Raw genomic sequence first — 14,700 nt, forward strand, 5'->3', positions numbered from 1 at the left:
GGCTCAGCCGATGGCTGCGCGCGGGGACGGGATCAGAGGCCGAGCTCGCCCTCGAACGCACCCTCCTCGAGCCGCTTCTTCATGTAGGTGAGGAAGCGGGCGGCGTCGCCGCCGTCGACCATGCGGTGGTCGTAGGAGAGGAACAGGTACATCATCGAGCGGATCGCGATGGTGTCGTCGCCCTCGGCGTTCTGCACCACGGCGGGACGCTTCGTGATGGTGCCGGTGCCGAGGATGCCGACCTGCGGGGCGGGCACGATCGGGGTGTCCCAGAGCGCACCGCCCGAACCGGTGTTCGTGATCGTGAACGTCGCGCCGGAGAGGTCGTCGGGGACGAGCTTGTTGCTCTTCGCCCGGCCGCCGAGGTCGCCGATCTGGCGGGCGAGGCCCGCGAGGTTCAGGTCGCCCGCGTTCTTGATGACCGGGACCACGAGACCGCGCTCGGTGTCCGCCGCCATGCCGATGTTCTCCGAGCCGTGGTAGACGATCTTGTCGTCGTCGATGGTGGAGTTCAGCTGCGGGTAGGTCTTCAGACCCTCGATCGCGGCCATCATGAGGAACGGCAGGAAGGTGAGCTTGGCGCCCTCACGGGCGGCGAACTCGTCCTTCGCCCTCGCGCGCAGCTTCGCGATGCGGGTCACGTCGACTTCGACCGCGGTGGTCAGCTGCGCCATGCCGTGCAAGGACTCCATCATCCGCTGGCCGATGACCTTGCGGATGCGGGGCATCTTCTCCTCGGTGCCGCGCTTCGAGGAGACCTCGACCTTCGGCGCCGCGGGAGCGGCGGCCGCGGCGGCAGGTGCGGCCGCGGCGGCAGGTGCCGCCTGGGCCTTCTGCGCGTCGATCGCCTGCTGCACGTCCTGCTTGCGGATCCGACCGCCGAGGCCGGAGCCCTTGACGCTCGAGAGGTCCACGCCGGCCTCGGCCGCCATCTTCCGCACCAGCGGGGTGACGTAGCCGGAGGACTCCGCGCCGGAGACCGCATCGGCGGCCTGCGGGGCGGGAGCGGCGGGCGCCGCGGGCGCCTCCTGCTTCGGGGCCTCGGCCTTCGGCGCCTCCTGCTTCGGCGCCTGCTCCTTCGGGGCCTCTGCGGGCTTCTCCTCGGCCTTCTTCTCCTCGGGTGCGGGAGCGGCGGGCTCCTCGGCCTTCGGGGCCGCGGCGGCGCCGGAGCCGACGATCGCCAGCACGGAGCCGACCTCGGCGTCCTCGTCCTCCTGGACGCGGATCTCGAGCACGGTGCCCGCGACGGGGGAGGGGATCTCGGTGTCGACCTTGTCGGTCGAGACCTCGAGCAGCGGCTCGTCGACCTCGACGGTCTCGCCGACGGCCTTGAGCCAGCGGGTGACGGTGCCCTCGGTGACGGACTCGCCGAGCGCCGGCATCGTCACCTCCTCGCCCTCGGCCGCGCCGCCGGAGGCGCCGGAACCGGCATCGCCGGAGGCGTCCGCGGGCTTCTCGGACTCCCCGGCAGGGGTCTCCTCGTCGGTCGAGGGGGCGACGGTCTCGTCGGAGGCGAGGTCCTCGCCCTGCTCCTCGGTGGGAGCCTGCTCGGCCTGGGCCTCGGCACCGGAGTCGTCGGAGCCGGAGCCCTCGGCGCCGGAGCCGTCGCCGATGACGACGAGATCGGCGCCGACCTCGGCGTCCTCGTCCTCCTCGACCAGGATCTTCTCGATGGTCCCCGCGACAGGGGAGGGGATCTCGGTGTCGACCTTGTCGGTCGAGACCTCGAGCAGCGGCTCGTCGACCTCGACGGTGTCGCCGACGGCCTTGAGCCAGCGGGTGACGGTGCCCTCGGTGACGGACTCGCCGAGTGCCGGCATCTTCACGGTTTCAGACATGGGGTTCTCTCCTCTGGGAAGACTCAGGCGTGGGCGTGCAGCGGCTTGCCGGCGAGGGCGAGAGCCGCCTCGCCCATGGCCTCGTGCTGCGAGGGGTGGCCGTGGATGAGGGAGGCGACGTCCTCGGGGTAGGCCTCCCAGTTGACGATGAGCAGAGCCTCGCCCATCAGCTCCGAGGTGCGCGAGCCGATCATGTGGACGCCGATGATCGGGCCGTCCTTCTCGCGCACCAGCTTGATGAAGCCGGTGGTGCCGAGGATCTGGGACTTGCCGTTGCCGCCGAGGTTGTACTCGTAGGCCTCGACTCCGTCCTCGCCCAGCTGCTCCTTGGCCTGCTTCTCGGTGACGCCGACGGACCCGACCTCGGGCTCGCAGTAGGTGATGCGCTCGATGCCGGACTCGACGATCGGGGCGGGGTTCAGGCCCGCGATCCGCTCGGCGACGAAGATGCCCTGGGCGAAGCCGCGGTGGGCGAGCTGCAGGCCGGGGACGATGTCGCCGACGGCGTAGACGCCGGGGACGTTCGTCTCGAGGGTCTCCTTGTTCGCGAGCACGAAGCCGCGATCCATCTCGATGCCCTGCTCCTCGTAGCCCATGCCGGAGGTGTTCGGGCCGCGGCCCACGGCAACCAGGAGGTAGTCGCCCTCGAAGACCTTGCCGTCGGCGAGGGTGACCTTGACGCCGGTCTCGGTCTGCTCGGCCTTCTCGGTGAAGACGCCGAGGGAGAAGGCGATGCCGCGCTTCTTGTAGGCCCGCTCGAGGGCCTTGGAGATCGCCTCGTCCTCGTTGGCGACCAGGTGGGGCAGACCCTCCACGATCGTCACGGACTCCGCGCCGAGCGACTTCCAGATCGAGGCGAACTCGACGCCGATCACGCCGCCGCCGAGGATGATCGGGTTCTTCGGCAGCTCGGGCAGCTGCAGCGCCGTCTCGGAGTCGAGGAAGCGGCCGCCGAGGTCGATGCCCGGGAGGGTCTTCGAGTAGGAGCCGGAGGCGAGGATGACGTTCTTGCCGGTCAGGGTACGGGTGCCGGACTCGGTCTCGACCGTGACGGTGTTCGGGCCGGTGAGCTTGCCGAAGCCCTCGACGTAGTCGATCTTGCGGGACTTCACCAGGCCCTGGAGACCCTTGTACAGGCGGCCGATGATCTTGTCCTTGAAGCCGAGCACCTTCGCGGCGTCGACGCCGTTGAGGGTGAGGTCCACACCGGCCGCGGCGGCCTCGGACGGTGCGTCGGCGAGCTCCCCGACGTGGAGCAGGGCCTTCGTCGGGACGCAGCCGCGGTGCAGGCAGGTGCCGCCGAGCTTGTCCTTCTCCACGAGGGCGATCTTCTGGCCGAGCTGGGCTCCGCGCAGCGCGGCCGCATAGCCGCCGCTGCCACCGCCCAGGATCACGACGTCGAACTGGTCAGTGGTTGTGTCCGCCACCTGTGTGCTCCTCGGTGTCTTGGGTGTTCCGCAGCGCACTCGGACCCGGATGGCCGACGGCGCCGCCTGCGTGCCCCATGCTAGGGCACCGGGCGGCGCCGGGCGGACCTGTTGCGCGCAACGGTCAGGGTGTCGATGCGGCGAGCATCACGCCCCCGCGGCCCCGGCGTGGTCCTCGAGGACCTGCAGGACGGTGCGGACGCTCATCCCGGTGGCCCCCTTGCCCATGTAGCCCAGCGGTGCGCTCGCGAAGGCGGGGCCGGCGATGTCCAGGTGCGCCCACTCGGTCGACCCCACGAACTCCTTGAGGAAGATGCCCGCCGAGAGCGCCCCGCCGGGACGCTCTCCGATGTTGCGCAGGTCCGCGACGCGGCCGGTGAGGTCGGCGCGCAGTTCCTGCGGGAAGGGCAGCGGCCAGAAGGGCTCGCCGGAGCGCTCGGCGGCCGCGACCACGGCCGACCGGCCGGTCTCCGTGCCCATCACGCCGCCGGTGCGCTTGCCGAGCGCGACCACGGCCGCGCCGGTGAGGGTCGCGACGTCCATCACCAGGTCCGGCTCCGCGGCGACCGCGTCGACGAGCGCGTCGGCCATGACCATGCGGCCCTCGGCGTCGGTGTTCAGCACCTCGACGGTGGTGCCGTCGCGCATGGTGACCACGTCGCCGGGGCGCTGGGCGCCGCCGCCGGGCATGTTCTCGGCGAGGGCGAGGAAGGTGGTGACCTTCACGTCCAGCCCGAGGCGGGCCGCGGCGAGGGTCGCGCCGAGCACGGTCGCCGCGCCTGCCATGTCCGAGGTCATGTCCTCCATGCCGGGCGCCGGCTTCAGGGAGATGCCGCCGGTGTCGAAGGTGATGCCCTTGCCCACCAGCGAGACCGAGCGGCTCGCCCCGGCGGGCGCGTACTCGAGGCGGACCAGGCGCGGCGGGCGCGTCGAGCCCTGGCCGACGCCGACGATGCCGCCGTAGCCGCCCTCGGCGAGGGCGGCCTCGTCCAGCACGGTCACCGTGATCGGGAGGTCGGCGACGAGCTCCTCCGCGCGGCGGGCGAACTCCGCCGGGGGCAGCAGGTTCGGCGGGGTGTTCACGAGGTCGCGCACGAGGTCGACGGAGCCGGAGAGCACACGGGCCCGCTCGAGCGCGGGCTCGAGGGCATCGGTCCCGGCCTCGCCGGCGAGCAGGACGATCTCGGCCAGGGCGCCCTTGGGGGCCTTCTCACCGGTGCCGGTCTTGTGGGCGGTGAAGGCGTAGGCGCCGAGCGCGGCGCCCTCGAGGGCGGCGGCGCGCTGGGCGTCGGAGGCGGTGGGCAGGGCGAGCGCGGCGCGGGCGACGCCGGTCAGCGAGCGGGTCGCGGCGCCGACGGCGAGGCGGAGGTCCTCGGCGGACACGGCGGAGAGATCCTCCTCGCCCACGCCGACGAGGAGCAGGGTGGTCGCGGCGGCGAGGCCCGTGGAGGGCAGACGGTGCAGGTCCCCGCGCGCGGCGGAGGGGGCGAGGCCCGCGAGGGCCTCGGAGATCTCGGGGGATCCCGGGACGGAGGCGGGGGCATCGCCCGCGCCGGCGACCAGGGGGAGCACGAGGACGTCGGCGGCGACGTCGACGAAGGGTTCAGCGGTCAGTTCCAGAATCGGCATGGGCCTATCGTAGGTCTCGGCCCCGACCGACCGACCGTCCGCGGCCGTGGAGGAGGACCGACCGCACGATGAGGGAGCCGCACCGATGAGCCTGCTGAGCATCGTGGTCGCCGTGCTGGGCGGTCTGACCGCCGCGCTCGCGATCTACTACGCCGCGAAGGATCTCAGCGCCGACCTCGTGCTGCTGGGCGCCGCGGCGCTGACCGCGATCGGCTGGATCGTGCTCGGCATCACCCTAGGCGTGCGCGATGCGACCTCCGCAGGCCCGCCGCCCGAGCGGGTGACGCTCTACGGGTACGTGCTGACCGGGCTGATGCTCGTCGTCGGCGGGGGCTGGCTCGGCGCCTTCGAGCGCACGCGCTGGGGGAGTGTGGTGATCGCCGTGACCTGCGCGGTGACCCTCGTGCTCCTGATGCGCATCCACCAGATCTGGCCGGGAGGCTTCGCATGACCGCACCGCGCACCGACGACCGCCCTGCGGGCCGCGACGGACGCGGTACCGCGGCGGGCAGGAGCCGCGGCGGGCGCGGCTTCGAGATCGTCCTCGTCGCCGTCTACGGCATCTTCGCCCTCTCGGCGACCGCGCGCAGCCTGGTGCAGGTGCTGCGGGACTTCGAACGCGCACCGGTGGCCTACTCCCTCTCGCTGCTCGCGGCGGCGACCTACATCGCCGTGACCGTCGCCCTCGTGCGCGGCGGACGGCGCTCGAGGGTCGCCCGGGTGCTCGTCGTGATCGAGCTGATCGGCGTGCTCGCCGTCGGCACCCTGACCGTGCTCGACCCCGTGCTGTTCCCCGAGGCGACCGTGTGGAGCGTGTACGGCCAGGGCTACGGCTACGTGCCGCTCGCGCTGCCCGTGCTCGCGCTGGTCTACATGCTCCTCGGGGCCCGGAAGCGCCCCGAGGCCTGACGATCGGGCCCCTGCGGCCCGGCCGGAGCACCCCTGCGGCGCGTCCGGAAGAGCCCTAGGACCCGGGGAGCGGGGCCCGGACCGCGTACCGTATGTCCGTGACCACCGACACCGCCGCCCGTCGCGGGCCCTACGACGTCCTGTTCCGTCACGTGCTCGCCCGTCTCGACCCCGAGCAGGCGCACCTGCTGACCCTGCGGGCGCTGTCGCTCGCGCACGCGGTCCCCGGCGCGCCGCGGCTCCTGCGCCGCGCGACGGGCACGCCGGACCCGATGCGGCCCGCGGGCACCGGTCGTCGCGTGCTCGGCGCGGAGCACTCCTCCCCGCTCGGACTCGCGGCGGGTCTCGACAAGGACGGGGAGCTCCCGCTCGCGTTCCTCGACCTCGGCTTCGGCCACGTCGAGGTCGGCACCGTCACCGCGAAGGCGCAGCCCGGCAACCCGCGCCCGCGCTCCTTCCGTCTGGTGGGGGACCGCTCTCTGATCAACCGCATGGGATTCAACAACCACGGCGCCCAGGCCCTCGCCCACCGCCTCGCCGCGGCCCGACGCACCGAGCGCGGCCAGCGCGCGGTGATCGGCGTGAACATCGGCAAGTCGAAGATCACGGCGCTCGAGGACGCGGCCGAGGACTACCGCTTCTCCGCCGGTCTGCTCGCGCCCTACGCCTCCTATCTCGCCATCAACGTCTCCAGCCCCAACACCCCGGGGCTGCGCGACCTGCAGAGCGTCGAGATGCTCCGCCCGATCCTCGAGGCCGTCGTCGACGAGAGCCGCAGCGCCGCCCGTCGCCTGCGCCGCGAGGTGCCGGTGCTCGTGAAGATCGCCCCCGACCTCCACGACGCCGACGTCACAGCGGTGGCCCGCCTCACCGCCGAGGTGGGGCTCGCCGGCGTCATCGCGACCAACACCACCATCTCCCGGCCCGAGGAGCTGCGCGCCGAGCGCGCCGAGATCGCGCGGATCGGCGCCGGCGGGCTCTCCGGCCCGCTGCTGGCCCGCCGCTCCCTCGAGATCCTCCGACTGCTCCGCGCCGAGCTGGGGGAGGAGGCCGTGGTCATCAGCTGCGGCGGCGTGACCACCGCCGAGGACGTCCGCGAGCGCCTCGCCGCCGGCGCCGACCTCGTCCAGGGCTACACCGCCTTCATCTACGAGGGCCCGTCCTGGCCCGGCCGGATCGCGCGCGCCCTGCGCCGCTGACCCCTGCCGTCACGGGAGTCACCGCGGGCGAGGCCCTCCCCGCCCGGGCGCCGGGCCTACCCTGGAGGGATGGACGAGGACCTCTTCTCGCTGGGTGGTGATGCGCCCGCGCCGCGCACGCTGTCGGACCGCAACGTCGACCACCGCGCCCCGCTCGCGGTGCGGATGCGCCCCCGCACCCTCGAGGAGATCGTCGGCCAGCACGCGGCGCTGGAGCCCGGCAGCCCCCTGCGCCGCCTGGTCTCCACCGACGACTCCCGCACCGCGCCGAGCTCCGTGATCCTGTGGGGACCGCCCGGCACCGGCAAGACCACCCTCGCCTATGTCGTCGCGCAGTCCGGCGACCGCGAGTTCGTCGAGGTCTCCGCCGTGCTCGCCGGGGTCAAGGACATCCGCGACGTGGTGGACCAGGCCCGCTCCCGGCTGCGCACCGTCGGCCGCGAGACCGTCCTCTTCGTGGACGAGGTCCACCGCTTCTCGAAGTCGCAGCAGGACGCGCTGCTGCCGAGCGTCGAGAACCGCTGGGTCACCCTCGTCGCCGCGACCACCGAGAACCCCTACTTCTCGGTGATCTCCCCGCTGCTGTCGCGCTCGATCGTGCTCACCCTCGAGCCGCTCGCGCGGGAGGACCTCGACACCCTCGTGGACCGCGCGCTCACCGACGAGCGAGGGCTCGGCGGCGCCGTCACCCTCACGGGCGACGCCCGCGAGGCGCTGCTGCGGCTCGGCGGCGGGGACGCCCGCAAGATCCTCACCTCCCTCGAGGCGGCCGCCGCCGCGGCCCTGATGAAGGAGTCCAAGGAGATCGACGCGGCCACCCTCTCCCAGGCCGTGAACCGGGCCGCGCTGCGCTACGACCGCGGCGGTGACCAGCACTACGACGTCACCAGCGCCTTCATCAAGTCCATGCGCGGCAGCGACGTCGACGCCTCCCTCCACTACCTCGCCCGCATGATCGAGGCGGGGGAGGATCCCCGCTTCATCGCCCGACGCGTCGTGATCGCCGCGAGCGAGGAGGTGGGCATGGCCGACCCCGCCGCGCTGCAGGTCGCGGTCTCGGCGATGCAGGCCGTGCAGATGCTCGGCATGCCCGAGGGGCGCATCCCGCTCGCCCAGGCCGTCGTCCACATCGCCACCGCCCCGAAGTCCAACGCCTCCTACAAGGCGCTGGACGCCGCGATCGCGGACGTCCGCGCCGGGAAGGGCCAGGGCGTCCCCGCCCACCTGCGCGATGCCCACTACTCGGGAGCGAAGAAGCTCGGACACGGGGTCGAGTACCAGTACGCCCATGACGCCCCGCACGCCGTGGTCGCCCAGCAGTACGCGCCCGACGACCTCGTCGGCACCCGCTACTACCATCCCAAGGGCCACGGGCACGAGGAGGTCACGAGCCGCCGGGTCGAGGCGCTGCGCCGCATCCTGGACCAGGCTCCGCCCCCGCCCGGCGCGGGCGCGTGAGGCACTGCACAGGAAGCCCGGGGTGACCAGCCCCGTCGGACATGGACCCGGACGGGGGCGTGCGGTAGAGTCGGTCGCTGAATCCGCGGCTGCAAGACTGGATTCACCACACGCGAACAAGAGGTATACCTCGTGACCAACGTCACCCGTGCGCGCCGCCAGGCGCGTCTGTCCCGAGCCCTCGGGCTCCCGCTCACCCCGAAGTCGGTCAAGTACTTCGAGAAGCGCCCGTACCCCCCGGGCGAGCACGGCCGCGCCCGTCGCCGCACCGAGTCCGACTACGCGGTCCGCCTCAAGGAGAAGCAGCGTCTGCGCGCGCAGTACGCCCTGCGCGAGAAGCAGATGCACCGCGCCTACCTGGACGCCAAGAAGCAGCCGGGCCTGACCGGCGAGTCGATGGTCGAGCTGCTGGAGATGCGCCTGGACGCGCTCGTCCTGCGCGCCGGCTTCGCCCGCACCATCCTCCAGGCCCGCCAGGCCGTCGTGCACCGCCACATCCTGGTCGACGGCCAGCTGGTGGACCGCCCCTCCTTCCGCGTCGCGCCCGGCCAGACCATCCAGGTCAAGCCGAAGTCGCAGGCCATGGAGCCCTTCCAGATCGCCGCCGAGGGCGGGAACTCCGACGTGCTCGCCTCGGTCCCCTCCTACCTCTCCGTCGAGCTGCCCGAGCTGAAGGCCCAGCTCGTCTCGCGCCCCAAGCGCGCCGAGGTCCCCGTCACGGTCGACGTCCAGATGGTCGTCGAGTACTACGCGCGCTGACCTCTCCTCTCCGCGGCGCGGCAGGCCCCGGCGGGTGTACTCCGGTACCCTGACCGGGGCCTTCGTGTCCGCAGTGCCGGCCGCATCACGGCCGTCCGCCCCACAGCATCCCGCCGCGCCGCCGACGCGGCTCCAGGAAGGACATCCCGCACCCATGCGCACCTCCGAGATCCACCGGCGGTTCCTCGCCCACTTCGAGAAGAAGGCGCACGAGGTCGTGCCCAGCACCTCGCTGGTCTCGAACGACCCCTCGATCCTCTTCACGATCGCCGGCATGGTCCCGTTCATCCCGTACATCGTCGGCACCGAGAAGGCGCCCTACGACCGTGCGGTGAGCGTGCAGAAGTGCATCCGCACCAACGACATCGAGAACGTCGGGCGCACCACCCGCCATGGCACGTTCTTCCAGATGGCCGGGAACTTCTCCTTCGGCGACTACTTCAAGACCGGTGCGATCGACTTCTCCTGGGAGCTGCTGACCTCCTCCGTCGACGACGGCGGCTTCGGCCTCGAGCCCGAGCGGCTCTGGATCACCCTGTGGGAGCAGGACCAGGAGTCCTATGACCACCTCGTGCAGGTCGTCGGCCTGGACCCCGCGCGGATCGTGCAGCTGCCCTGGGAGGAGAGCTGCTGGGACACCGGCCAGCCCGGCCCCGCCGGCTCCACCGGGGAGTGGTACTACGACCGCGGCCCGGAGTACGGCCCCGACGCCCCCACCGGCCGCCTGCCCCAGTGGCCCGGCGACGAGCGCGCCGAGGACCGCTATCTCGAGATCTGGAACCTCGTCTTCGACCAGTTCCTGCGCGGTCCGGGCAAGGGCAAGGACTACGAGCTGCTCGGCGAGCTCGACCAGAAGGCGATCGACACCGGCCTCGGCGTCGAGCGCCTCGCCTACCTGCTGCAGGGCAAGCAGAACATGTACGAGATCGACCAGATCTTCCCCGTCATCGAGAAGGCGCAGGAGCTCTCCGGCCGCCGCTACGGCGCGGACGAGGAGGACGACGTCCACCTGCGCATCATCGGCGACCACGTGCGCAGCGCGCTGATGCTGGTCGGCGACGGCGTGCGTCCCGGCAACGAGGGCCGCGGCTACGTGCTGCGCCGCCTGATCCGCCGCGCTGTGCGCTCCCTGCGCCTGCTGGGCTACGCCGAGCCGTCGATGCCGCACCTGCTGCCGATCTCCAAGGACCTCATGGCCGAGTCCTACCCGGAGCTCGAGGCGGACTTCCCGCGGATCGCCGAGATCGTCTACGCGGAGGAGGAGACCTTCCGGCGCACGCTCGAGACCGGCACCGCGATCTTCGACCAGGTCGCAAGGAGCGCCGCGGCCGACGGCGGGCGCGTGCTGCCCGGCGACGAGGCGTTCAAGCTCCACGACACCTACGGCTTCCCGATCGACCTGACCATGGAGATGGCCGCCGAGGTCGGGCTCCAGGTCGACGAGGACGCCTTCCGCTCCGCGATGCAGGAGCAGCGCGAGCGCGCCCGCGCCGACGCGGCCGCGAAGAAGACCGGCCACACCGACACCGGTCTCTACAACCGCCTGCTCTCCGAGCGCGGCGGTGAGGTCCCGTTCCTCGGCTACACCGAGGACACCGTCGCCACCACCGTCGAGTCCGTGCTCGTCGACGGCGCGCTCGTGGACTCCGTCCGGGCGCCCGCGCAGGTCGAGGTCGTGCTCGCCTCGACCCCGTTCTACGCCGAGTCCGGCGGCCAGCTCGCCGACCAGGGCAGCATCGCCCTGACCGGCGGCGGCCTGATCGAGGTCGACGACGTGCAGAAGCCGGTGAAGGGCCTGATCGTCCACCGCGGGCGCCTCGTCGAGGGCGAGCTGGCCCCCGGCGTCTCCGCCATCGCGTCGATCGATCGCGACCGACGCGGGGCGATCGCCCGCGCCCACACCGCCACGCACATGGTCCACGAGTCCCTGCGCGAGGAGCTCGGCCACGGCGCGACCCAGGCCGGCTCCGAGAACTCGCCCGGCCGGATGCGCTTCGACTTCCGCTACGGCCAGGCCGTGCCGAAGTCCGTGCTCGAGCAGATCGAGGGACGCGTCAACACCCTCCTGCAGGAGGAGCTCTCCGTCACCGATCAGCAGATGCCGATCGACGAGGCGAGGGCGCTCGGCGCCCAGGCGCTGTTCGGCGAGAAGTACGGCGACATCGTGCGCGTCGTCTCCATCGGCGGGGACTGGTCCCGCGAGCTCTGCGGCGGCACCCACGTCGCGAGCACCGGCGCGATCGGCACCGTCCAGCTGATGGGCGAGGCCTCGATCGGCTCGGGCGTGCGCCGCGTCGACGCGCTCGTCGGCCTGTCCGCCTACCGTCACCAGGCCAAGTCCCACGCCCTGGTCTCCCAGCTCTCCGAGATGCTGAAGGTCGGCTCCGCCGAGGAGCTGCCCGAGCGCGTCCGCTCCCTCACCCAGCGGATGAAGGACATGGAGAAGCAGCTCGCGACGCTCCGCGGCCAGCAGCTGCAGGCCGAGGCGGGCCGCCTGGTCGAGACCGCCCAGGACGTCTCCGGCGTGCGCGTGCTGCTGCACGACGCAGGGGAGGGGGTCGCCGCCGGCGACCTGCGCACCCTCGCCACCGACCTGCGCGCCCGCCTCGGCGAGGACGCGCCCGTCGTCGTCGCCGTGGCCGGGCACGAGGGCGGTCGCGCCGCCCTCGTGATCGCCACCAGCGCCGGCGCCCGCGACCTCGGCCTCGCGGCCGGGACCCTGCTGCGCACCGGCGCGGAGGCCATGGGCGGCCGCGGCGGCGGCAAGCCCGACCTCGCCCAGGGCGGCGGAGGCGAGCCGGCCCGCATCGCCGAGGCGCTCGGCGCGGTGCGCGGCGCGATCGAGGAGACGCGGACCGCATGAGCGGCCCGGTCGACGCCGAGGCGCCGACGGGCCTCCCGCGCGGGGTGAGGCTCGGCGTGGACGTCGGAGACGTCCGCGTCGGGCTCGCCCGCAGCGATCTCGACGGGCTCATCGCCACACCGGTCGAGACCCTCGAGCGCGACACGGCGGCGCGCCGGGTCGTCCAGGAGGCTCTCGAGCTCGACGCCCATGTCATCATGGTCGGGCTCCCGAGGTCCCTGGACGGGACCGAGGGCGCAGCCGCGACGAAGGCGCGTGTGTTCGCCGCGGAGCTCGTGACGCTGCTGGTCGCGGCCTCACGGCAGACCGAGGTCCGTCTGATCGACGAGCGACTGACCACCGTGTCCGCGCACAGGGCGCTGCACAGCTCCGGCCGCAAGGGGCGTCGCCATCGCCAGGTCGTGGACCAGGTCGCCGCCGTGATGATCCTCCAGCAGGCCCTGGACCTCGAGAGGTCCACCGGGCGGCGCGGCGGCGAGCTCGTCGAGGAGCCGCCGGGCGCGACCTCGCAGGACCCGACCGAGGAGGACAGCTGATGAAGGACGAGCACCACTCCTTCGACGACCTCGCCGAGGCGCAGAACTCCGAGGACGGCGGGTCGGGCGCTCCTCGTCCCCGCCGCGGCGGGCACCGCGGCGAGCCGCGCCGCCGACGCGGCGGATTCTTCCGCTCGCTGCTGCCCGTGCTGCTCGTCCTCGCCGTGGTCGGCGCCCTCGCCGTCGGCGGCTTCCAGGGGTACCGGTGGGTCACCGCGAACGTCAGCGTCGAGGACGAGGCCCCCGAGTTCGAGGGGCCCGGCAGCGGGGAGGTGCTCGTCGAGGTCGGCGAGGGAGACACCGGCACCGACATCGCCGCGACCCTCGTCGAGGAAGGCGTCATCAAGTCCTCCGCGCCGTTCGTCACGCTGTTCTCCTCCACCCAGGACGCCTCGAAGATCGAGCCGGGCGTGTACCGGCTGAAGCAGGAGATGACCTCCGCCGATGCGCTGACCATGCTGATGGACCCGGAGAACCTCGCCGGGCACCGCGTGATCGTCCCCGAGGGGCTGCGCCTCACCCAGATCTGGGCCCTGCTCTCCGAGGAGACCGGCATCCCGGTGGAGGAGTTCGAGGCCGCCGCGAAGGACTACACCTCCTACGGCATCCCGAAGAACAAGGCAGGCACCCTCGAGGGCTACCTCTGGCCCGGCCGCTACGACATCCTCGAGGAGCACACCGCCGAGGACGTGATCGAGATGATGTGGGGCCGGATGGAGGAGCAGCTCACCGAGCGCGAGATCCCGAAGGACCAGTGGCACACCACCCTCACCTACGCCTCCCTCGCGGAGATGGAGGTGCGCAACCCGGAGGACTACGGGAAGGTCGTGCGCACGATCCACAACCGCCTCGAGGGCACCGGCGAGGCCAAGGGCTCGCCGATGAAGCTCCAGTTCGACTCGACCGTGCACTACGTGACGGGGAAGTCCGCGAGCGTCGGCACCACCGATGCGGAGCGCGCCACCGACAGCCCCTACAACACCTACCTCGAGGACGGCCTGCCGCCGGGGCCGATCGCCGCGCCCGGCGCCCAGGCGCTCGACGCGGCCGCGGACCCGCCCGAGGGGGACTGGCTCTACTTCGTCGCCGTCAACACCGACACCGGCGAGACCAAGTTCGCGGCCACCTGGGCCGAGCATGAGGAGAACGTCAAGGAGTGGCAGGCATGGGCGGCGTCGAAGGGATGACCTCCGCGGCCCCACTGCGCCGCTTCGCGGTGATCGGGTCTCCCGTCGGCCATTCGCTCTCCCCGGTGCTGCACGGCGCCGCATACCGGGCGCTCGGCGTGGACGACGCCCGCTACGAGCGCTTCGAGGTCGGGGCCGGGGGGCTGCCCGCTTTCCTCGCCGACGGGCCCGGGCGCGAGCTCGAGGGCCTCTCGGTCACCATGCCCGGCAAGCCCGAGGCCTTCGCCCTCGCCGCCGAGCACGACGAGGTCTCCCGGCGGCTCGGCGTGGCCAACACCCTGCTGCGCCGCCCCGACGGCACCTGGCGGGCCGAGAACCACGATGTGCACGGGATCGCCGCGACCCTGCGCGACCACGGCGCGCCGTCCGTGACCACCGGCGGCGTGCTGGGCTCCGGGGCGACCGCGCTCAGCGCGCTCGCGGCGCTGCTCGACCTCGGCGCCACCACCGTCCTGCTCACCGCCCGCAGCGCCGAGAAGCTCGCGACGCTGCACCGCTTCGCCGAGGAGGCCGGCGCCGAGGCGGTCGAGATCCCCTGGTCCTCGCACCACGAGGTACTCTGGGCGGATGCGGTCGTCAGCGCCCTCGCGGCCGAGGGCGCCGGTGCCGTCGCCGCCGCCTGGGAGGCCCGCGGCGACGCCGGGATCACGCCGCCGCGGGTGCTGCTCGACGTGCTCTACGACCCGTGGCCCGCCCCCGTCGCCGCCGTCGCGCAGCGGGCCGGGGGAGAGGTCGCCGACGGCCTCGAGATGCTCGCCCACCAGGCCGACATGCAGGTGCGCTCGATGTTGCACGTCCCCGCCGCCCCGGTCGCGACGATGCTCGCCGCCGCCCGGGACGAGCTCGCACGGCGCCGGGGGAGCGCCGGGCGCTGAACGCCCTCCGGGCCGCTCTT

The 14,700-nt window shown here is 72.9% G+C and carries 12 protein-coding genes; 9 read left to right on the plus strand and 3 right to left on the minus strand.

The genetic code is table 11. The features are described from left to right. Positions 1–32 precede the first annotated feature (32 nt). The 3 genes from sucB to Y09_RS00535 form a co-directional block, all read right to left on the minus strand. The gene (gene sucB / locus Y09_RS00525) at positions 33–1,838 is read right to left on the minus strand and encodes a 2-oxoglutarate dehydrogenase, E2 component, dihydrolipoamide succinyltransferase (RefSeq protein ID WP_053915722.1); all 1,806 of its coding nucleotides are present in this window, start codon (positions 1,836–1,838) and stop codon (positions 33–35) included. 23 nt (positions 1,839–1,861) lie between these two features. After that, positions 1,862–3,265: a dihydrolipoyl dehydrogenase gene (gene lpdA, locus Y09_RS00530; RefSeq protein ID WP_053915723.1), complete on the minus strand. Its 1,404-nt coding sequence runs from the start codon at positions 3,263–3,265 to the stop codon at positions 1,862–1,864. Between the two features lie 147 nt (positions 3,266–3,412). Next, on the minus strand, positions 3,413–4,894 hold the full coding sequence (locus Y09_RS00535) for a leucyl aminopeptidase (RefSeq protein ID WP_053915724.1): 1,482 nt from the start codon (positions 4,892–4,894) through the stop codon (positions 3,413–3,415). 85 nt (positions 4,895–4,979) lie between these two features. Between Y09_RS00535 and Y09_RS00540 the strand changes: the two genes are divergently transcribed. The 9 genes from Y09_RS00540 (at position 4,980) to Y09_RS00580 (ending at position 14,680) form a co-directional block, all read left to right on the plus strand. After that, entirely contained in the window at positions 4,980–5,345 is a 366-nt protein-coding gene (locus Y09_RS00540; protein ID WP_010551618.1) for a hypothetical protein, read from the plus strand. Further along, a complete protein-coding gene (locus tag Y09_RS00545) occupies positions 5,342–5,803 on the plus strand; it encodes a hypothetical protein (RefSeq protein ID WP_053915725.1) in 462 nt (153 codons plus the stop codon). The genes Y09_RS00540 and Y09_RS00545 overlap by 4 nt, the downstream gene beginning before the upstream one ends. Before the next feature lie 92 nt (positions 5,804–5,895). After that, positions 5,896–7,002, plus strand: coding sequence for a quinone-dependent dihydroorotate dehydrogenase (locus Y09_RS00550; protein ID WP_053915726.1), 1,107 nt, complete (start codon positions 5,896–5,898; stop codon positions 7,000–7,002). 69 nt (positions 7,003–7,071) lie between these two features. Next, positions 7,072–8,460 (plus strand): replication-associated recombination protein A, encoded by a 1,389-nt coding sequence (locus Y09_RS00555; protein ID WP_053915727.1) that lies wholly within the window; start codon positions 7,072–7,074, stop codon positions 8,458–8,460. Positions 8,461–8,592: 132 nt separating this feature from the next. Next, a complete protein-coding gene (rpsD, locus tag Y09_RS00560; RefSeq protein WP_010551614.1) occupies positions 8,593–9,219 on the plus strand; it encodes a 30S ribosomal protein S4 in 627 nt (208 codons plus the stop codon). A 154-nt stretch (positions 9,220–9,373) separates the two neighbouring features. Then, complete coding sequence (alaS, locus tag Y09_RS00565; RefSeq protein ID WP_053915728.1) at positions 9,374–12,082, plus strand: alanine--tRNA ligase; 2,709 nt, start codon at positions 9,374–9,376, stop codon at positions 12,080–12,082. Next, positions 12,079–12,618 carry a Holliday junction resolvase RuvX gene (ruvX, locus tag Y09_RS00570; protein ID WP_053915729.1) on the plus strand — a complete coding sequence of 180 codons (540 nt, stop codon included), beginning with the start codon at positions 12,079–12,081 and terminating at the stop codon, positions 12,616–12,618. The genes alaS and ruvX overlap by 4 nt, the downstream gene beginning before the upstream one ends. After that, positions 12,618–13,805: an endolytic transglycosylase MltG gene (gene mltG, locus Y09_RS00575; RefSeq protein WP_053915730.1), complete on the plus strand. Its 1,188-nt coding sequence runs from the start codon at positions 12,618–12,620 to the stop codon at positions 13,803–13,805. Before ruvX ends, mltG begins: the two co-directional genes overlap by 1 nt. Further along, the gene (locus tag Y09_RS00580; protein ID WP_053915731.1) at positions 13,784–14,680 is read left to right on the plus strand and encodes a shikimate dehydrogenase; all 897 of its coding nucleotides are present in this window, start codon (positions 13,784–13,786) and stop codon (positions 14,678–14,680) included. The genes mltG and Y09_RS00580 overlap by 22 nt, the downstream gene beginning before the upstream one ends. The last annotated feature ends 20 nt before the right edge of the window (positions 14,681–14,700 follow it).

Source organism: Brachybacterium sp. SW0106-09 (genome assembly GCF_001293905.1).
In the GTDB taxonomy this organism is placed as follows: domain Bacteria; phylum Actinomycetota; class Actinomycetes; order Actinomycetales; family Dermabacteraceae; genus Brachybacterium; species Brachybacterium conglomeratum.

What these genes read in the sequence shown, in the direction of transcription:
- sucB (WP_053915722.1), bottom strand. Translation starts at nt 1,838, where the DNA reads ATGTCTGAAACCGTGAAGATGCCGGCACTCGGCGAGTCCGTCACCGAG.
- Y09_RS00535 (WP_053915724.1), bottom strand. Translation starts at nt 4,894, where the DNA reads ATGCCGATTCTGGAACTGACCGCTGAACCCTTCGTCGACGTCGCCGCC.
- Y09_RS00540 (WP_010551618.1), top strand. Translation starts at nt 4,980, where the DNA reads ATGAGCCTGCTGAGCATCGTGGTCGCCGTGCTGGGCGGTCTGACCGCC.
- Y09_RS00545 (WP_053915725.1), top strand. Translation starts at nt 5,342, where the DNA reads ATGACCGCACCGCGCACCGACGACCGCCCTGCGGGCCGCGACGGACGC.
- Y09_RS00550 (WP_053915726.1), top strand. Translation starts at nt 5,896, where the DNA reads ATGTCCGTGACCACCGACACCGCCGCCCGTCGCGGGCCCTACGACGTC.
- Y09_RS00555 (WP_053915727.1), top strand. Translation starts at nt 7,072, where the DNA reads ATGGACGAGGACCTCTTCTCGCTGGGTGGTGATGCGCCCGCGCCGCGC.
- alaS (WP_053915728.1), top strand. Translation starts at nt 9,374, where the DNA reads ATGCGCACCTCCGAGATCCACCGGCGGTTCCTCGCCCACTTCGAGAAG.
- ruvX (WP_053915729.1), top strand. Translation starts at nt 12,079, where the DNA reads ATGAGCGGCCCGGTCGACGCCGAGGCGCCGACGGGCCTCCCGCGCGGG.
- mltG (WP_053915730.1), top strand. Translation starts at nt 12,618, where the DNA reads ATGAAGGACGAGCACCACTCCTTCGACGACCTCGCCGAGGCGCAGAAC.
- Y09_RS00580 (WP_053915731.1), top strand. Translation starts at nt 13,784, where the DNA reads ATGGGCGGCGTCGAAGGGATGACCTCCGCGGCCCCACTGCGCCGCTTC.